Here is a 17,559-nt window from a genome sequence, read left to right on the forward strand (position 1 = left end):
GAAGAAACAACTACCCGTTTAGGGTATCACATTAAAGACTCAGATCGTCCGCTTGCGATGAAAGCTGCAACGATAGACTTCATTAGGCAGTTCAATTTTTTCATGAACCGAAATCCCCACCTGAAAAACATGAGAGTTTCAGATGTGATGAAACTCTCTGATTCTAACTGATCTCGAATTCCCGAAGTCTACTACTGCAGGGCAGACCGTAACCCTGCAGTTAGGAAGCTCGCTCCTTTCTTTTCCCAACTGTTCGTATAGTGATCCCATCACAACGACAAAGGGAAAACAAAATGAACAATCAAAATACCCGCCTAATTCGCTTGCCAGAAGTTATGAACAGAACCGGCTATGGCAAGGCCTGGATTTATCGTCTAATCAACGAAGGTTTATTTCCACAACCAATAAAAATTGGTTCGCGTGCAATTGCATTTGTCGAAAGCGAAGTTGATGAATGGATCGCATCTGCAATTGAACGTTCACGTAAAAATGCAGCCTGATTACGGGGCTAATGATGAGTGTATTAAATTTGGTGTGTAAAAATAAATGGTGCTATTCAACAATGAGCCGAGGGCCGCCTGATATTTTATAAGTAGTATTAGGTTAGGCTTTGGTATTAAGAAGTAATAACAATGTCATTGGTGGAAATTATGATGGCATTTTTACCGTGACATTATAAATTAATAAATACAGGAGATTTAAAATGAATAATTCAATCAGAGTACCGGAAGGTAAAGATTTTGTATGTGCATTTGTGACTTCACCGGATAGCTTGTATGAGGCTATTGAAACCTATCGTAATTATGTAGATCCAGTCGAAGAGATAGAGTTTGAGCACGTCCTTCTTTATTTGTTGTGTTCTATACTGGTCGAAGGTGCTACAGATGTTACCATTAATGATGAAGTACGAATGTGTATTGAGCACCTTGTCAATGAAAAAAATATTATCAGAAAGAATAACGCAGGTAAAAAGGTGTAAAGTCTGTAATAAATTATCATGGGTACAGACAGCACAAGTCTGTACCTTCTTATTTTAATCCTACTGGTAATGATATATAAAAATTATGTGCTTTTGATAGCGGTCATGTGGTTTTGCTATAGTAAGCATTGCAGGAAAGGAATATCCTAAACTTTCATTCTCTGCCCTTTGTTTTATTTAAGATAACTGAAAAATACAGGGTTTAAACGATACTGGTATTTGAACTCAGTAGGTATAATAAAATTCGTATCAATCAGTTCATCGATGGCCCGATAAAATCGGGCTGGCGTAATATGTATATCTTCCTGTTGTGCGATGGATGTTGCACGGTGAAAGTTCAGGTAAACAGTGTTTTTATCTGGTGTGTATGAAGCGATTAATGTGAGAAGCCAAAACACATTGTGAGCAGTATTGTTCAGATTGCGTTGTTCATCTGATAATTTATTCTGGTAAAGGTAAGCAGGGAGTCTTTGCTTCATAAAGATATCCTTTATTTTGTTAAGTTTTTCGCTGGTGTGGGGCGTAAAATCACCGCGCTGTTATGTCTTTTAAAAGGGAATGCCGTCAGTTGGATATCTGTTTCTGGATTTTTTTACAGGCTTTGTTTTGCGCCCTGCGCGATAAAAGTTGAATGAAGTGGCAAAATCTTCAGTCTCAAGTCTGGATTTACTGAATTTATCCATCAGATCTTCATTGAAACGATGAGGAATACCTTTTACGCATAAATTAGAATTCAGGTAAACCTGACCATCTTCAGCATTACGGATCAGTATTTTCCTCTCAAATAATTCCCTGAATGCACGTGAAACATTCGATTTATTCAGTCCTAACTCTCTGGCGGTACGTGACTGTGAAAAGTCAGGGATAATATTTCCATAATCAATGACTGAGAAGAGATAAATAACAATTCTGAATGCCGTTGGTGTCAGATCCATTCTGGCGAGCGTGGCCGTATTATCTTTAAAGACCATCGAAAAATCGTCACGAAAGGATGTCTTTTTACAGGCACTTGCTTTAACTTTTATTTCTTCCAGATCTTCGGGCATAACATCTAATGCTTCTGCAATAATTGCTTTTTGTTCTTTAGTTAACATAACACTTGTGTTTGACATAATGGCTCCTTTTTTATTATTGTGATAACAGATATGGCATATTAAATTTGTTTGTCAATATTATTAGTAATAAAGTTTAAAAATATTATATTTATTGCTCTGTGATTATTTTTTTGTGAAATATTAAGGGTTGTCAGAGTTATTACGAAGGGTGTTAAATTTCACCATCACCTGTTATGTTATTAATAATTTTTGGTTCTGAAAGATACAACCAATATTCTATCTTAACTTGTTGATGTAATTTATTAATTTTCTTTTTGTATTTGCAAGATAAAAGAGTGATAAAGAAACAAGAAACCGAAATTTAGCTTTAGACTGACACAAAATTCCATTGTACACAGTTTGATAAACACTGCTATTGCTGATTTTCCTTCGTAATATTATTCCTTAAGTGAAGCCCGCGCACCTGTGTGTTGCGCCACTGGGCTTCAGAACATTGCTATAGTGTTTAACTGTCAGTAGAAATACGCTTCGCGCAGGAGTTCAGACAGTTGGGTTTAGCTCTCAGCACAAATACGCTTCGCGCAGAGATTCAGACTGCTGAGTTTAGCGATAGAGTGGACCCGACTACATGATTTACCCGTTAACTTAATACGGCCCACGCCGGAACCCATTCGGAAAAATCCTTTCTGCTTCAGCGAGTGAGTGCTGTGGGCACTCAGCGGCGCTGCAAGAGGGATTAAATGTTGGGTTATCATCTGACGGGTAAAAATAATCTACATATATCTGTCGTCGGGGGCGTGAGCCGGTGCGTAGCACTCTCTCAAAAAAATTCCTGAAGGGGTTTTATCTGAAATCTGGAAACTACCTGGCTTTTGAAAAAAGGAAGTGGTAATGCAATCGATCGGACTCAACATTGCTACAGCGAAAGCTGTTTCCAGTATTAAAAGAATAAATAGTTGTCATTTTAAAATAAAATATTTTCAATTTTGTATTGATTTAAATTTTAAAGCTGATAGTACTTAATTATAAAAACAAAAAAGGAGAGGGTTATGAGTAATATTTGTGTTTCATCTCAGGAAGAAAAGTTTATATTTGTTGTTGATAAATATATAACACACCATCGCGACAGTGTTAATAACAATAATTTTTACAGAAAACTTTATGTGCTTTTCGCTGGATACCATCTGAAGTATTTTTATTCACGGGCGCAATATCGCAATTCGTGTTATCACGTTGATAATATCATGCAGATGTTTATGGGTGTCGTTTCTACCCTAAAGGCCCCTCTGCTCAGGCAACTCGCAAACAGTGACACATTACTGCATTGCCTGAATTCGCTCGTGAATTATATTTCAGGCAATCTGGATGAAGCAGAGCACATTTATGCTGATTTACTGGCACAGTATGAAAAGAAACGCATTGCACGTTCTCTGGCTTATACACCACCAGGATCCGTGGTCAGGAAAAGGCTGTGAGGCAGCGGATACCTACTGGACAGGGGATGGCAGAGTGACATAAAAGCAGTCGTTTCCCGCAAGACATTACCGGGCATTAAAAAGGCAGGAGCCACCGGTTTGGTGTCCTGCCTGGCGGGATTGTTTTACTGTGGTCTTACTTGTCAACGACCTGCCAGCCATCATCCGTTTTGACCAGCGTGACTGCCGCTGTGCGTTTTTCGTTATCGACAACAGCTGTTACATTGCATTTATAGCTTTTATCCGATACTTTCACGCAGTCATGCTTTTTGACAGATTTTAATTCCCGCAGTGCGTCTTTCGGGACATCTTTACCTGCTATGGATTTAACGATGGCATTCGTCTGCTCCACGACCTTATTCATCGCAGTGTAAATATCCTGCTCAGACGGTTCACCGGTACAGCCGCTCAGCAAAAAAATGGACGCAATGAGTGTGGTAAATGCATATGTTTTCATAAAATAATCCCAGACTGTAGAGTACGTTATTGAATAAGACCGGTTTTCATCTTGCTGTTGTTTTCAGAGAACGTCCACTTGCTGACCGTTTCGCCTTTAAATTCGATTTCCAGCGTTTTGGCCTGCGTCTGTGACCCCCCTGTCAGCAGTCCAATCACGGGAATAAATGTGGTGGCATCAAACTGATTGTTATCCATGGAATAAGTCCATTCTTCATTGCCACTATCAAGTGTAGTTTTGGTTTCCGGCTCACCTAATGCGGTAATGATTTCTGATTTCGTTGTTTTATTTTTGATAATCTTCGACTGCAGACTTTGTGATGTTTCTTTTTTTAGATGCTGGTTGCCTGATATTGAACAACCAGAAATAAGGAATGCAGAAATAAAAAAAACAGAAATCATGAATCTGTTCATAAGTTCTCCCATATTAATTTTTTATGTTTGCGGTGGTGCGAAATTAATATCACCGTATAAAAAAAACTCTGTCTGCATATTTCTTTTTAATTATGCAGATAAGAATAATGACGCTGGCAAAAAATGTAATGACTGAGACAGGAGTGCTACCGGTCAATGAAAATACTAACCAGGCGAGACCGAATGCCACGAATTGAAACAGGAATGCCACACTGAGCGGACTTTCACCATAGGCCACTTTTGCATGGCAACCTTTGCAAATCCGCACGCCGTGCGGGCTTTGTGTAAAGCAGAAGGGGCAGCTAATCGTTTTACTATCCATCATGACTCCGTGGCCTGATTTAAGGTGATGTATTTTTGAACATTTTCGATGAATGATCCGCTTTAGTAAAATTGCTTGTACCGATCGATGGATCTTGGTTGATAGGTTGTAACTATCATAACTAGTTTATCGATCTATATAAACGATCGATATTTTGTTGACTATTACTAAAGTATGGACTGTTTAACTTATGGTGCAGGATGGGGGTTGTATTTAACTAATTGTTCTTTAATGGGATTTGTTGTCATGGAATGACAGGGTGTCAGAAGATGCAGGTGCAGGATTTGGTGGAAAGGATGTGCAGTGGCATGTAACAGAGACATGCCCCTGCGCCTGAGAAGTGCCACAATATGGCCGAGCAATACAAGCCACGAATGCAGACGACGCTGGCGGGGTATCTGACGAGCTGTATTGTGCAGTTTGCTCCTGAGTTGAATGACACCCACTGTTTCCTGTTGTCTTTCCAGACGAATTTTTTCTTCAAGCTGAAGGATTTTCTCCAGAATCGTTTCCCGGTTTGCAGCCTGTTCTTCAGGCTCGCATGATGGCACTGGCACTGGCACTGGCACTGGCACTGGCACAGTCTGCTGTTGCTCTTTTTTCAGTAAAGCCAGGTGCTCTGGTGTAAAATCAATCTGTGTTTGCAGAGAAGACCAGCCATACTTTTTTCCAAGCTGAGACGCTTTAAAGGCAATGCCCTGGTACTGAAATGAAAAGCCGTTCATTTTTCCCGTTGAGGCGATATTGGGTTTACAGTTCACGCCTTCCTTTTCCAGCATAGTGATAAAAGTCAGCAAATCAGGGCGGCCGGTTAACGCATTATCAATCAGGCTCTGCAGAGTGGACCTGGGGCAGGGAGTTGTCGTTCTTTCAGCCATCATCAGCTCGTTGCGGGAAGGCTTTCTTTTCTCCTGACTATGACTACTGATTGCAGATGTGGTTTGAGTGAGTTTGTGGACTTTCTCCAGCTCGCTGATAATCCGGGTACTGATAAGATTTTCATTTTTCCCAAGGTACAGCTTCCCACCGACCATGTTAATTCTGTTAGCTATTATATGGATATGCTGCCCGTCCGAATCATCGTGCATGATATAGCAGCGAAGATGGGTTTCAGTGAATCCCATCCGGGTCATATAATCGTCAGCGAATGCCGCCCATTGTCTGACTGACAGTGTTTCTCCCTTTGGCAGGCGAAGCGAATTATGCCAGACAGGTTTGGCGACACCGGGGCGCAGTAGTCTTGTGCCTTCAAATTCACTGATAAGTTCAGCAGCAGTGCTTCCCGTCATGTTGCCACCGATAATATAAGGCGTGATTTTGTGGTGAGATCCTGACTTAAGGCTATAGAGAACCACACCTGCAAACTGTTTACCCCGCTTTATTTTCTGCATGCCTTTCACTGGTCTTGCTCCAGAAAGGTTGATGGAATAAGGTGATCCCTGAGAGTTTTGATTTGTCTGCGCAGGGCGAAGAGTTCTGTACGGGTCAGTTCGCTGTCAGGGCTTTTGCTGTCGAGATGATTCAGCAGGCGGTTTAAATCCTGTGAAAGGTTGCCGAGTTTAATCCATGCTTCACGATTGATTTCAGGTAATACCGGTGGGAGTTTGTTGAGGGATGCCATTCTTAGCCATTCCCCTTTTTTATAAGGGCCTCTTTTACTATCGAGAATAGATAATTCTTCTTCGTTTAACCGAACGCTGACGCAGTGAGTTCGAACTTCATTAGGTGAATATTTTGCTGTATGGAATTTACCTCTTCTTGAGCTTCTTGATAGATCTTCTTTACTTTCATTTTTATGCATATCTAACCTTTTTAAAATGTGTTCATGATCTACAGTTAGCGCATTGGTAAAATAAGTCAAGGCAGTGTCGAAATTTATAAATAAGAGAGGTGGAGCAGATTGCTAATTAGGTAATCTGCTCTGGGTAAAAATAGGGTTCATATTAAATTCATTATGACAGTGAGGAGGGGCGGAGGTTACAATCTACGTTTTACTGGCATTAAAGAGATTGTTTGTTTCATAATTTCGCTAAGTTTCTTTTTCTCATGTTCTGCTATATATTTACAAATCTCATCATGTCGAATATGCTGTTCCAGTTGTTTTTTATCCATTTTGATGTCATTGCGGATAAACCATTTAATGGTTTCAATGTCCTCGTGTAAATCATAACCTCGCAGTACAATATGGCGAAAATGTGTGTTGCTGATATCTGTCTTCTTCTTTAGTTCACTGAAGAAAGAGCTCATTTCATTTTCATTGGCACTTAGATAAACCTGGCAGTTATCAGAGATAGTAAAGTTAAGGTTTTTCTTCTGAAGCAAATCCATTATCTGCAGACTTTCGCTGTTGAGGTAGTTGAAAATTACTGGACTGCTATCCTTCATACTAATATGACGAATGAGCATTTTGGCTTTGAAATCGCCTAATGAATAGCAAATTTCAAAAATACCGTGACCCTGGTTATCTCTGTGGTTTATATCGCAACCGGCCTGTACCATCAAATCAAAGATAGAGTGATTTTTTACGTAAAAAAGTATTGTTCTTCCGCATTTATCCACATTGTTGACATTAATTCCAGCATTGATCAGGGTTTTGCAACAGGATATATTATCAGCTAACGAGCATAAACAGGTTTGGCCGAGACCATTTTTGTGGTGTATATCTACGCCGGAATCAATCAATTTTTTCAGTATGTGAGGATTTCGCTGGTTAAACAAAACATTGTGACCATAGTTGTCAGCATGGTTAAAATCTATTCCTGCTTTAACCAGAGTGTCAATCATTCTTGGGTTTTTACAGTAAAACAGTATATTTCTTCCAAACGAATCCAGTGTATTAATATCGGAGCCTGCATTAATGCAAGCCTGAATGTCTTTTGGAGTTTTACAAGAGAGTAATGTATTTATTGCGTTGTTATTCATAATTTTTCTCCTCTGTTAAGCGACTAATCTGATATAGTTGTCATGGTTGGTTTTATATTCCTTTATTTTTTTAATGTCTTCGTAAATTCGAGCGAGTGAAAACCATGAGATCTCTTTCAACATGTTTTTGTTGCTTACATACAAAATGTTACCACCGCGAAATGAAAAAGCATTATGGAATGTACTTTCATTCGTCGTTTTGAGAAATCGAATGAAATTTTTTATTGTCTCTTTTTTGTTCATGTTATAAGAGGTGAATGTATAGATAGAGAATACGGTTAAAATATTTCTCTTCGAGACCATATGTCTTGAGAAATAATCGAAATAAAATCTTTGCTCCTGAGTGTCACTTTTGCAGAAAAAAGAAAATTGTGGATTATATAATCTATAAAGATCTGCGTTCTTTTTTGTTTTGGCGAGATAGTTAGTCAGGCTTGGATATTTTGTTTTATTCATTTTAGTTCTCCTTTATTTAATTAACAAAGGAAATATATATTATTAAATAAACAAAATGCAAATATATTTTTATATTTATTTGATTAAATAGTTATGTTTTTATTATGTTTCATATAAGGTGTTGTTTTTCATTGTTATTTTATTTTTATCAAAAAGTGCTGTGTTTTATTTGATTGATTTGGTTTGAGAGTAGTGATTGATATCGTATGAATTGGCGATGAGGGTGTTTTAAAAAATAAATTTATCAAAGTGCAAAGGTGCAATGTGGGGCTTTGTATTAAATTAATGATGTTAGCGCCCCTTGGCTATCTAACTAAAGGTTAAAGCCAAGGGGAGAGTGTTCAGGCAGATTCAATTCATAATCTTTTTTTTGTAATTGCTTTACAGGTAACTGTTTGAAGCGTTGTTCGTAAAACCTTTTGCTCTCTCTGTAATTTGTCCTGGAGGATTTCTTCATAAAAGTAGCGTTCTTTTAGCGATTCTATATCAACTTTTATATCATTACGTATTAACCATTTAATTAGCAGTCTTCCTGCATAGTGCGTCAGTAGATATGTACTGCTTATGTAAAACCAAACATGACTAATGTCTGTCAGCTTCTTTAGTTGTAAAATTAATTTTTTAGCGTCGGCATTTGTTGGTGTTATGATACATTTATCACTTATCTCAAATTCATTTTTTTGTTTTATAAGCAATGACAACAGCTCAATTGATTTAAATGTAATGTTCTTGAATACAATTTTTGAACTATTTGTAAGGTGAATATTACGGATAAGGAAGCGCATGTAGTTATCATTTTTAGATTCCCAGTGCGTATATTTACCAACTATGCTATTATTTTCTGACTGCCAGTGATCGAATGCTGTCTGTCCACTTATATTTTTATGATTAATGTCGCAACCAGCCTCAATTAGTGCATCGTACACATATCCTTCAAATGGAATGAAAAGAAAGGAATTGCCATAGCTATCTTTGGTATGGATATCTAGTCCTGCTTTGATAAGATATTTTACTAACCCTGGTGAAACATCAATATGTTGAATCGCAAGGGTGCCTGACTTATTCCGGTGGTTAACATTAATACCATTGCTGACAAGAAGTTCCACTGTTTCAACATTTTGAGCATAGAATAATGCATTATTACCGTCATTATCCAAGTGGTGAATGTCAATGTCAGCGTCAATCATTGCCTGTATAGCTTCAGGTACATTACAGGTAAAAAGAGCAGTTTGACCTTTACTATTGCACATATTTATATCCATGCCAGCCTTAAGGCAACGAAGGACACCATTTTTAGACTTTACACGGAATAGGTTATTTTTATTATTTTCTCTTGATATCATTGTTTATCTCCTTTTTTGTTGTTTTCAAGATATTAATGACACCAGATTTTACGGTATTCAAATTTATTTTTGTTTTATTAGGGGGTATCTGATTTGGTTTGCTTAAGGTTATTCTTAACTTAATGGAACATAGGGACGTTAAGGTTATCCTATGTGATGTGGATTAACCATTTTCACAAGAATATTTATCCATATTGGAGCTAATCTGTATAAAGGAGATAATTAGAGGCTCAGATATTAATACTATAGAGAGTAATGCTATAGGATATGGAAAAGATCATGTAATATAATGGTGGTTATTAATGTTCATCTTAATTTTGGAAATTAAATGAGTAGTGTTTTTTATGAGGTTTTTTGCTGTTGATAATTCTTATTAAAATTTGAAGAGCATCCTTTAAGTTATTCGGCTTGAGGATGCTCATTTAAAATTTAAGCAGCGTAGTCTTTTTCAACAGCCAGGAAGGGGTGATGCTGCCAACTTACTGATTTAGTGTATGATGGTGTTTTTGAGGTGCTCCAGTGGCTTCTGTTTATATCAGCTGTCCCTCCTGTTCAGCTACTGACGGGGTGGTGCGTAACGGTAAAAGTACTGCCGGACATCAGCGCTATCTCTGCTCTCACTGCCGTAAAACATGGCAACTGCAGTTCACTTACACCGCTTCTCAACCCGGTACGCACCAGAAAATCATTGATATGGCCATGAATGGCGTTGGCCTCAACACGATTTTACGTCACTTAAAAAACTCAGGCCGCAGTCGGTAACCTCGCGCATACAGCCGGGCAGTGACATCATCGTCTGCGCGGAAATGGACGAACAGTGGGGCTACGTCGGGGCTAAATCGCGGCAGCGCTGGCTGTTTTACGCGTATGACAGGCTCTGGAAGACGGTTGTTGCGCACGTATTCGGTGAACGCACTATAGCGACGCTGGAGCGTCTTATGAGCCTGCTGTCACCCTTTGACGTGGTGATATGGATGACGGATGGCTGGCCGCTGTATGAATCCCGCCTGAAGGGAAAGCTGCATGTAATCAGCAAGCGATATACGCAGCGAATTGAGCGGCATAACCTGAATCTGAGGCAGCATCTGGCACGGCTGGGACGGAAGTCGCTGTCGTTCTCAAAATCGGTGGAGCTGCATGACAAAGTCATCGGGCATTATCTGAACATAAAACACTATCAATAAGTTGGGACCATTACCAAATAGTTTATATGCTAAAAATTTAGGGAATCATTTTCCTAATTCTCCAGCTAAAAGTTCAGCCTGCTTCAAAACAGTCTCTGTGGCGAGCAATGACATATCAGGCGGATAACCATATTTTTTGAGCAGACGTTTTACCACCACGCGAATTTTTGCTCTTGCTGCTTCTTTCACTGTCCAGTCAAGACTGACATTGTTGCGGATAGCCTCCGTAAGTACGACTGCCAGTTCTCGTAGTTTTTCCTTTTCCATTAACTCGCGAGCACTGTCGTTATCTGCAACAGCAGAATAGAAGGCATATTCATAAGCGCTGAGGTTTAACTGGCTGGCAAGGCTGTCAGATTCCTGGATAGTCTTGGCAAGCTTGATTAGCTCATCAATTACCTCCGCTGCGGTCAGTACCTTGTTCTGGTAGCCATTGATTGCAGAGGTCAGCATATCAATCAGTTTTTTGCCTTGGGTGATACTTTGATTCGAGCGAACCTTGATCTCGTCAGAAAGCAGTTTTTTAAGCGTTTCCAAAGCAATATTTCTGTGTTGGTAATCCTTCATTTCCTGAAGGAATTCTTCAGAAAGAACGGAAATATCAGGTTTTTGTATCCCAGCAGCGTCAAAAATATCAACAACTTTATCGGTAACCAGAGCCTGATCGATAGTCTGTTTTACCCGAACTTCGAGACTGTCATTGTGTTCTTCTTCTGATCCGTCTGAGTTTTCAGTAAATTTATTCAGTCTGGCTTTTACTGCCTGGAAGAATGCTACTTCGGGTGCCGCTTCCATTGCTTTATCGTGCGGTGTCGCCAATGCAAATGCCTGCGATAAGGCTGCAACCGCAGCGAGGAAACGCATTTTACCTTTACCGTTATCCAGCCCTAAAACATGGTTTTCTGATTCAAGAATAATTGTCAGGCGTTGTGAGGTAGTTGCGGCAAAGTAAGCTTTGTAATCGTATCCATGCATGATGCCTTCCAGGATTTCCAGCTTTTCCTGCATGAGCGTTACGGCTTCTTCCTGAACCTCAGCAGGATCTCCACGTCCACCTGCATCAGAGTAAAAGGAGAGGGCTTCTTTTAAATCAGAGGCAATGCCCAGATAGTCAACAACCAGACCGCCTATCTTATCTTTATACACACGGTTCACACGGGCAATTGCCTGCATGAGGTTGTGGCCTTTCATTGGTTTGTCGATATACAGCGTATGCATGCTGGGAGCGTCGAAGCCGGTTAACCACATATCACGCACTATCACCAGTTTCAGCTTGTCGTCGTCATCCTTCATACGGTTAGCCAGAACCTGACGTTCTTTTTTTGTGGTGTAGTGTTTAGCGATTTCTGGCCCGTCAGCAGCAGAAGAGGTCATGACGACTTTAATCACGCCATCATTTAGATCATCGCTGTGCCATTCAGGTTTTAACGCTATGATTTCTTTATAAACTTCAGCAGCAATACGGCGGGACATGGTAACAATCATGCCCTTACCATGATCGGCATTAGATTTTAAGCGCTGTTCAAAGTGCTGAACCATATCCGCTGCAATGGCTTTAATACGTTTTGAACTGCCAATCAGCCCTTCGATTCTCGCCCATTTAGAACGTTCTTTCTGAGTAAGTGTCAGTTCGTCCTCGTTAAACTCATCGTCGAAGTCTTCAATGAGCTGGCGACCTTCGTCACTGATGGCAATTTTGGCAAGACGGCTTTCATAGTAGATACGCACGGTTGCACCGTCTTCTACGGCCTGTGAGATATCGTAGATATCAACGTAGTTACCAAAAACAGCAGGTGTGTTTACGTCCGTTTTTTCTATGGGGGTTCCGGTAAAGCCAAGATAGCTCGCATTGGGCAAGGCATCACGCATATATTTGGCAAAGCCGTAAACGGTGCGTTTACCTGTTACGTTGCCTTCGTTGTCTTTCACGTCAACTTCTTTGGCGCTGAAACCGTACTGGGAACGGTGTGCTTCATCAGCGATAACGACAATATTAGTTCTGTCTGACAGCAACTCATAGATATTGCTGCCATCATCAGGCTGGAATTTTTGAATAGTAGTAAACACCACACCGCCAGAGGCGACACGCAAATATTCTTTGAGTTCTTCCCGGTTGTTGGCCTGTTTTGGTGTCTGACGAAGTAGCTGAGTGGCAGAAGAAAACGTACCGAATAGCTGATCATCCAAATCGTTACGGTCAGTGATCACTACCACTGTTGGATTATTCAGCGCCAGTACAATCTTCCCGGTATAAAACACCATCGAAAGCGATTTACCGGAACCCTGGGTATGCCACACGACCCCCGCTTTACGATCTCCGGTTTTTTGCGCATTAACAAGAACTTTACTGTTACGTCCCTGCTGGCGCAGTGCTACTTCGGCAGAGGGGGAATCTGCATTTACACCTGAGGCACGAATAGTGGAAAGTACTGCTGCATTAACCGCGTAGTACTGGTGATAAGCAGCCATTTTTTTAACGGTACGGATACTGATAATCCCTTTGCTGTCTTCATGTTTGCTGGCTTCAAACACGATAAAGTGGCGGATCACATCCAACAGCGTTACAGGATTAAGCAACCCCTGTAATAAAACTTCGAGCTGTGGTTGGGTACTGGTAGCTTGTGTTTGACCATTAGCGGTTTTCCATGTCATATAACGACTGAAATCGGCGGAAACCGTTCCCGCTTTGGCTTCCAGTCCGTCTGAAATCACATTAAATGCATTGTAGGTAAACAGGCTGGAGATTTGGTTCTGATAGGTTTTAATCTGGTTATAAGCACCTGCAACCGTTGCATTTTCGTCAGCGGCATTTTTAACTTCGATAACGACTAACGGCAGACCGTTGATGAATAAAATAAGGTCTGGTCGGCGGGTATGATTGCCTTCTTTGATGGTTATCTGGTTCACAACCAAAAATTCATTATTCGTGGGATCGTTAAAGTCGATCAGGCAGGCCAGCTCTCCTTGTGTATTACCATCCTTGCTGACTTCGATATTGATTCCTTCGGTCAACAGGCGATGAAAGGCCAGATTGTTTGCCATCAGATCAGGTGTGCTTATCTGCATCACCTGTTTTAGCGCTTCCTCACACTTCTTCTCACTAAGGTGCGGGTTAATTCGTTGCAATGCTGTACGCACTTTATCTTCAAGGATAACCTGCTGATAGCTACGTAACGGATTGATTCCACTGGGTTCAATGTCCGGGCCGTAAACATACTCATAGCCCAGCCCTTGCAGGTGCTCAATTGCCATTACTTCAATATCGGATTCGGTCATCTTTGCCATGCGTACTGTCCTTATTGCCGCTTAACCAGAGAGCGGGCTGTACACCCGCATAATTATTTTATGCTACTGATGCGATTGCTTCTTCCGCATACTGAACCCGTACTTCGCCGCTCATCAGTTTGGGAAGGAGAGTGTCGCGCAGAGATTCTATGTTTTTAATTTGTGAGTTGTTAATACTTATTTTTTTCCAGAAGAAATCAATCTGTGTAGTGAATTCTTTCACCATACACTCCGGGGGGAGTTTGAATTCTGGGCGTTGTAATCCGTCAGCCGACAGCTGATTTACAGTTGAACCGTTAGTTGCAGCAACAACTTGCTCATGCATATCTTTGGAGCAAAGTAAATAGTACAGAAAAGCATTGGTTAAGTAACTATCGTCATTGATGCTGATTTTAAATAAATGATGCGTATATATGGATAATTCGCTTTCTGTTTTTGGAATTATAGCAGGATACCCTATGAGTCGATATTCATGGCCCTGTTCTGTATTGGCTACAATGATATCCCCAGGCTTTATAATATGCCTTTCTTTAAAATCACCATTGTAGTATTTTATACCTGCACTCTTATAACCACCGCCCTCAAGTACTGAGTTCAAACTAAAAAGTGGAATGCCGTTATCTGACGTGGTAAGGCCGGCTCCCTTGTAGCTTAATCCCTTAGCTACTGTAATATGACAATCAAGAGTCGTTATTTCCCAATCCGCATGCGTCTCTTCAATAAACCACTGTCTAAATAGGGTTTCTGCCATGGATTCCAGAGTTTTATTCTGGCGATGAAGCAGGTCTATTTTGTCTTTAAGAGAGGACAAAATAGAGGCGATGGTTTTTTGTTCAGATTCATCAATTGGTAAGTAAAGAGGAATCAAATTTAGCGATGCTTTATTTAATTTTGGTTGAGCAGCACCTGTTAAATAAGGAGATAGATCAAGTTGTGAAAAATATTGGATTATCAATGCCGTTAAATGGGGCTTTTTAGCTTTAAGGACATGAGCGTGATTATTAACCCAAAATTTTCCAGTAGCTTCAAATGCTATAGGTGTTTTTCTGGACTTTAAGTTTTCTCCATCTTCAGAAATAAGGATGTAGCTGCCATCAAAAATATAATTGTCGATATAATCGACAATTCCTGACGCTCCATAATATGGAAAATTTCCTTTCTTATGGGCTCGTTCCATAGCACTCAAAGGAATTCTTTGTGCGTTGCAAAAATCTGCTAATTCAGTTATACAAAAATTTCTCCACCTACTCATAAAACCACCTTCGCCAGATTATCAACGATGGCTCTGTTCAGACGCGCCTCTTCTTCCAGTTGCGCTTCAAACTCAGCTTTAAGAGCCGTAAAGCGTTCTTTAAAGTCGAAATCGTCTTCTTCATCAGCAAGACCAACATAACGGCCAGGTGTCAGCACATAATCGAGTTTAGCAACTTCAGCAATGTCTACTGACGCACAGAAACCAGCGACGTCTTCGTAGTCGCCACCTTTGTTACGCCAGTTATGATAGGTATCAGCGATGGTTTTTATATCGTCGTCAGAAAGTACTTTGGTACGACGATTAATTAAATGACCGAGATTACGGGCATCAATAAACAGAATTTCTTTACTACGATCACGATACTGGTTGCTGTTATGACGGTCACGGCGCATAAACCATAATGCAGCAGGGATCTGAGTATTCAGGAACAGCTTTGCCGGTAAGTTGACGATACAGTCAATCACATTGGCATCTTTTACCAGTGCAGCACGAATATCACCTTCACCAGAGCTTTTAGAAGTTAATGCCCCTTTTGCCAGAACAACACCCGCTTGCCCTTTAGGAGACAAGTGATACAAAAAATGTTGCATCCATGCAAAGTTAGCGTTGCCAGCAGGTGGAATGCCATATTGCCAGCGGGCATCACCACGAAGCTGCTCACCAGACCAGTCGGAAACGTTAAACGGTGGGTTAGCTATGATAAAATCAGATTTCAAATCTTTGTGAGCATCGTTAAGAAATGAACCTTCATTATTCCAGCGAACGTGTTCAGAATTAATCCCACGAATTGCCAGGTTCATTTTTGCCAGACGCCAAGTGGTCTGGTTGGACTCCTGCCCATAGATCGAAATATCGTCAATATTTCCCTGATGTGCTTCTACAAATTTTTCTGACTGAACGAACATACCACCAGAACCACAGCAGGGATCAAAGACACGGCCTTTATAGGGTTCCAGCATGTTAACCAGCAGGCTTACAATAGATTTTGGCGTATAGAACTGGCCGCCTTGTTTGCCTTCTGCCAGTGCAAATTCACCTAGGAAGTATTCGAATACGTGACCTAAAACGTCAGCAGAGCGTGCTTTGGCATCTCCTAGTGCAATGTTGCCAATCAGATCTATCAGCTCACCCAGAACAGTGGCGTCGAGGTTTTGTCGGGCATAGACTTTCGGCAACACACCTTTTAACTGTGGATTGCCCGCTTCGATAAGCTCCATCGCATCATCAACCATCTTACCGATTTCAGGAAGCTTGGCCTTAGAAATCAGATAGTTCCAACGTGCAAGCTCAGGGACAAAGAAAACGTTGTAAGCGGTGTACTCGTCTTTGTCTTCCGGATCAGCACCTGCGAACTCGCCTTTACCGGCTTTCAGCAACTCATAATGAGATTCAAAAGAATCAGAAATGTACTTAAGGAAAATGAGGCCTAGTACGACGTGCTTGTACTCGGCTGCATCAATGTTTTTACGCAGTTTGTCTGCCGCTTTCCACAGGATGACCTCTAACGGGTCTGTTTTGATTTCTTTAGGTTTTCTGGCCATTAGCGTAACCTTATGAAGGGGGAAGATGGCCCTATTTTGCCTTAAAGTTCCGCTTGTTACGAGCTTATACAGCGATTAATTATTATCTGGTTTTAGTGTGTTCGTGTAGCTCAGCAAGTGCAATGACTCATGGAGTAAATGCTTTGTAGCGGGATTGTAGATGTCAGGTCATTGCCGTCAATGGAGCCAGTGTCATTGGCATAATTGCTGCACAGCCGATGCCACGCGCACATTCGCTAGTTCACTGTGGTTCATCGTGTGTACTACACCAGTACGCAGTCCGGGAAGTAACGGCATGGCAGAATCGTTTGTAAAGACGTTCAAGCGGGATTATGTGTACGTAGATGATCTGCTGGATGCAGTCTAAATGATGGAAACAATGGCAGAATAGATAGAGGATTATAATAATCTGCATCCACACAAGGGGTTGAACATGAAATCGCCACGCGAATATCGTGATGCCATATTAGCAGTTAATTAGCCGTGTCCGTTTTAGCAGGGACAACTCCAGTATTCAAAAAAGCTTTCTTAGTGCATATGCATGAGGTGAATAGATGTACAGGCTATGACAAACCATAGTTGTAATTTTTAATGTTTAAAATTCTCCGTTACAGTAGGACATTCCTTGTACATTAAATTCCATCTAAGGTTGAATTTTTAATTTAATAAGGTCGCAATCTAAAATGATGTGTATGGGGTTATTTGTAAGATGATTTTTTATTTTTGATAGTGGTGATTAAGGGAGCGGGTAATGTTTGTCTATTCAAAAATATAGAGATTCAAGGTTGGTAGCAGTTTGGCTTCTTTTCTAACCGAAGGGCAGAAAAGCAAGGGGAACTCGAAGAAGCAAGCGCAGCGGCTTCGCAGAGTTA

17 protein-coding genes and 2 pseudogenes are annotated in these 17,559 nt (G+C 40.7%); 6 read left to right on the forward strand and 13 right to left on the reverse strand.

Annotated features, from left to right (window positions below; genetic code table 11):
* From KCR01S_RS25720 to KCR01S_RS22395, 3 genes and pseudogenes are all read left to right on the forward strand, one after another.
* A pseudogene (locus KCR01S_RS25720) lies at window positions 1–171 on the forward strand (DUF6387 family protein); the annotation flags it as partial.
* 122 nt (window positions 172–293) lie between these two features.
* Window positions 294–500, forward strand: a complete 207-nt coding sequence (locus KCR01S_RS22390; protein ID WP_001064738.1) for a helix-turn-helix transcriptional regulator — start codon at window positions 294–296, stop codon at window positions 498–500.
* A 203-nt stretch (window positions 501–703) separates the two neighbouring features.
* The gene (locus tag KCR01S_RS22395; RefSeq protein WP_061285132.1) at window positions 704–979 is read left to right on the forward strand and encodes a hypothetical protein; all 276 of its coding nucleotides are present in this window, start codon (window positions 704–706) and stop codon (window positions 977–979) included.
* 173 nt (window positions 980–1,152) lie between these two features.
* Here the strand turns inward: KCR01S_RS22395 and KCR01S_RS22400 are convergent, their stop codons facing one another.
* Window positions 1,153–1,458, reverse strand: coding sequence for a hypothetical protein (locus tag KCR01S_RS22400; RefSeq protein ID WP_061285133.1), 306 nt, complete (start codon window positions 1,456–1,458; stop codon window positions 1,153–1,155).
* A 69-nt stretch (window positions 1,459–1,527) separates the two neighbouring features.
* Window positions 1,528–2,091: a helix-turn-helix domain-containing protein gene (locus KCR01S_RS22405; RefSeq protein ID WP_000072653.1), complete on the reverse strand. Its 564-nt coding sequence runs from the start codon at window positions 2,089–2,091 to the stop codon at window positions 1,528–1,530.
* A gap of 992 nt (window positions 2,092–3,083) precedes the next feature.
* Between KCR01S_RS22405 and KCR01S_RS22410 the strand changes: the two genes are divergently transcribed.
* Window positions 3,084–3,509: a hypothetical protein gene (locus tag KCR01S_RS22410; protein WP_022646896.1), complete on the forward strand. Its 426-nt coding sequence runs from the start codon at window positions 3,084–3,086 to the stop codon at window positions 3,507–3,509.
* A gap of 136 nt (window positions 3,510–3,645) precedes the next feature.
* Here the strand turns inward: KCR01S_RS22410 and KCR01S_RS22415 are convergent, their stop codons facing one another.
* From KCR01S_RS22415 to KCR01S_RS22445, 8 genes are all read right to left on the reverse strand, one after another.
* Window positions 3,646–3,966, reverse strand: coding sequence for a hypothetical protein (locus tag KCR01S_RS22415; RefSeq protein ID WP_016239768.1), 321 nt, complete (start codon window positions 3,964–3,966; stop codon window positions 3,646–3,648).
* A gap of 26 nt (window positions 3,967–3,992) precedes the next feature.
* Window positions 3,993–4,379 carry a hypothetical protein gene (locus tag KCR01S_RS22420; protein ID WP_016239769.1) on the reverse strand — a complete coding sequence of 129 codons (387 nt, stop codon included), beginning with the start codon at window positions 4,377–4,379 and terminating at the stop codon, window positions 3,993–3,995.
* 49 nt (window positions 4,380–4,428) lie between these two features.
* Window positions 4,429–4,701 carry a hypothetical protein gene (locus KCR01S_RS25725; protein ID WP_072277217.1) on the reverse strand — a complete coding sequence of 91 codons (273 nt, stop codon included), beginning with the start codon at window positions 4,699–4,701 and terminating at the stop codon, window positions 4,429–4,431.
* A gap of 188 nt (window positions 4,702–4,889) precedes the next feature.
* Window positions 4,890–6,101: a relaxase/mobilization nuclease domain-containing protein gene (locus KCR01S_RS22425; protein WP_048228106.1), complete on the reverse strand. Its 1,212-nt coding sequence runs from the start codon at window positions 6,099–6,101 to the stop codon at window positions 4,890–4,892.
* Complete coding sequence (locus tag KCR01S_RS22430) at window positions 6,098–6,502, reverse strand: hypothetical protein (RefSeq protein WP_001594377.1); 405 nt, start codon at window positions 6,500–6,502, stop codon at window positions 6,098–6,100. Before KCR01S_RS22430 ends, KCR01S_RS22425 begins: the two co-directional genes overlap by 4 nt.
* Before the next feature lie 176 nt (window positions 6,503–6,678).
* Entirely contained in the window at window positions 6,679–7,623 is a 945-nt protein-coding gene (locus KCR01S_RS22435) for an ankyrin repeat domain-containing protein (protein WP_061285134.1), read from the reverse strand.
* A 15-nt stretch (window positions 7,624–7,638) separates the two neighbouring features.
* Window positions 7,639–8,079 (reverse strand): hypothetical protein, encoded by a 441-nt coding sequence (locus KCR01S_RS25855; RefSeq protein ID WP_016246254.1) that lies wholly within the window; start codon window positions 8,077–8,079, stop codon window positions 7,639–7,641.
* 356 nt (window positions 8,080–8,435) lie between these two features.
* The gene (locus KCR01S_RS22445) at window positions 8,436–9,422 is read right to left on the reverse strand and encodes an ankyrin repeat domain-containing protein (RefSeq protein WP_061285135.1); all 987 of its coding nucleotides are present in this window, start codon (window positions 9,420–9,422) and stop codon (window positions 8,436–8,438) included.
* Between the two features lie 519 nt (window positions 9,423–9,941).
* On the opposite strand from KCR01S_RS22445, the gene KCR01S_RS22450 reads away from it, so the two are divergent.
* Window positions 9,942–10,606 (forward strand): IS1 family transposase gene (locus KCR01S_RS22450; protein ID WP_224360164.1). Its coding sequence is split into 2 segments (ribosomal slippage): window positions 9,942–10,158 and window positions 10,158–10,606, totalling 666 coding nucleotides; the frame shifts between segments, so codons are not numbered across the junction.
* 45 nt (window positions 10,607–10,651) lie between these two features.
* Here the strand turns inward: KCR01S_RS22450 and KCR01S_RS22455 are convergent.
* From KCR01S_RS22455 to KCR01S_RS22465, 3 genes are read right to left on the reverse strand one after another with little or no spacing between them, the layout of a single operon-like run.
* Window positions 10,652–13,891: a type I restriction endonuclease subunit R gene (locus KCR01S_RS22455; RefSeq protein WP_061285136.1), complete on the reverse strand. Its 3,240-nt coding sequence runs from the start codon at window positions 13,889–13,891 to the stop codon at window positions 10,652–10,654.
* 58 nt (window positions 13,892–13,949) lie between these two features.
* On the reverse strand, window positions 13,950–15,143 hold the full coding sequence (locus KCR01S_RS22460; protein WP_061285137.1) for a restriction endonuclease subunit S: 1,194 nt from the start codon (window positions 15,141–15,143) through the stop codon (window positions 13,950–13,952).
* Window positions 15,140–16,687, reverse strand: a complete 1,548-nt coding sequence (locus KCR01S_RS22465; RefSeq protein ID WP_000101606.1) for a type I restriction-modification system subunit M — start codon at window positions 16,685–16,687, stop codon at window positions 15,140–15,142. The genes KCR01S_RS22460 and KCR01S_RS22465 overlap by 4 nt, the downstream gene beginning before the upstream one ends.
* A gap of 211 nt (window positions 16,688–16,898) precedes the next feature.
* Between KCR01S_RS22465 and KCR01S_RS24985 the strand changes: the two are divergent.
* A pseudogene (locus KCR01S_RS24985) lies at window positions 16,899–17,168 on the forward strand (integrase core domain-containing protein); the annotation flags it as partial.
* Window positions 17,169–17,559: the final 391 nt, after the last annotated feature.

The organism is Kluyvera cryocrescens NBRC 102467 (assembly GCF_001571285.1).
Lineage (GTDB): Bacteria > Pseudomonadota > Gammaproteobacteria > Enterobacterales > Enterobacteriaceae > Kluyvera > Kluyvera cryocrescens.

Excerpts from the sequence above, each read along its gene's own strand:
- KCR01S_RS22405 (WP_000072653.1), bottom strand. The coding sequence starts at position 2,091 with ATGTCAAACACAAGTGTTATGTTAACTAAAGAACAAAAAGCAATTATT.
- KCR01S_RS22395 (WP_061285132.1), top strand. The coding sequence starts at position 704 with ATGAATAATTCAATCAGAGTACCGGAAGGTAAAGATTTTGTATGTGCA.
- KCR01S_RS22430 (WP_001594377.1), bottom strand. The coding sequence starts at position 6,502 with ATGCATAAAAATGAAAGTAAAGAAGATCTATCAAGAAGCTCAAGAAGA.
- KCR01S_RS22420 (WP_016239769.1), bottom strand. The coding sequence starts at position 4,379 with ATGAACAGATTCATGATTTCTGTTTTTTTTATTTCTGCATTCCTTATT.
- KCR01S_RS25725 (WP_072277217.1), bottom strand. The coding sequence starts at position 4,701 with ATGGATAGTAAAACGATTAGCTGCCCCTTCTGCTTTACACAAAGCCCG.
- KCR01S_RS22435 (WP_061285134.1), bottom strand. The coding sequence starts at position 7,623 with ATGAATAACAACGCAATAAATACATTACTCTCTTGTAAAACTCCAAAA.
- KCR01S_RS22465 (WP_000101606.1), bottom strand. The coding sequence starts at position 16,687 with ATGGCCAGAAAACCTAAAGAAATCAAAACAGACCCGTTAGAGGTCATC.
- KCR01S_RS22455 (WP_061285136.1), bottom strand. The coding sequence starts at position 13,891 with ATGGCAAAGATGACCGAATCCGATATTGAAGTAATGGCAATTGAGCAC.
- KCR01S_RS22410 (WP_022646896.1), top strand. The coding sequence starts at position 3,084 with ATGAGTAATATTTGTGTTTCATCTCAGGAAGAAAAGTTTATATTTGTT.
- KCR01S_RS22390 (WP_001064738.1), top strand. The coding sequence starts at position 294 with ATGAACAATCAAAATACCCGCCTAATTCGCTTGCCAGAAGTTATGAAC.
- KCR01S_RS22460 (WP_061285137.1), bottom strand. The coding sequence starts at position 15,143 with ATGAGTAGGTGGAGAAATTTTTGTATAACTGAATTAGCAGATTTTTGC.
- KCR01S_RS22445 (WP_061285135.1), bottom strand. The coding sequence starts at position 9,422 with ATGATATCAAGAGAAAATAATAAAAATAACCTATTCCGTGTAAAGTCT.
- KCR01S_RS22415 (WP_016239768.1), bottom strand. The coding sequence starts at position 3,966 with ATGAAAACATATGCATTTACCACACTCATTGCGTCCATTTTTTTGCTG.
- KCR01S_RS25855 (WP_016246254.1), bottom strand. The coding sequence starts at position 8,079 with ATGAATAAAACAAAATATCCAAGCCTGACTAACTATCTCGCCAAAACA.
- KCR01S_RS22400 (WP_061285133.1), bottom strand. The coding sequence starts at position 1,458 with ATGAAGCAAAGACTCCCTGCTTACCTTTACCAGAATAAATTATCAGAT.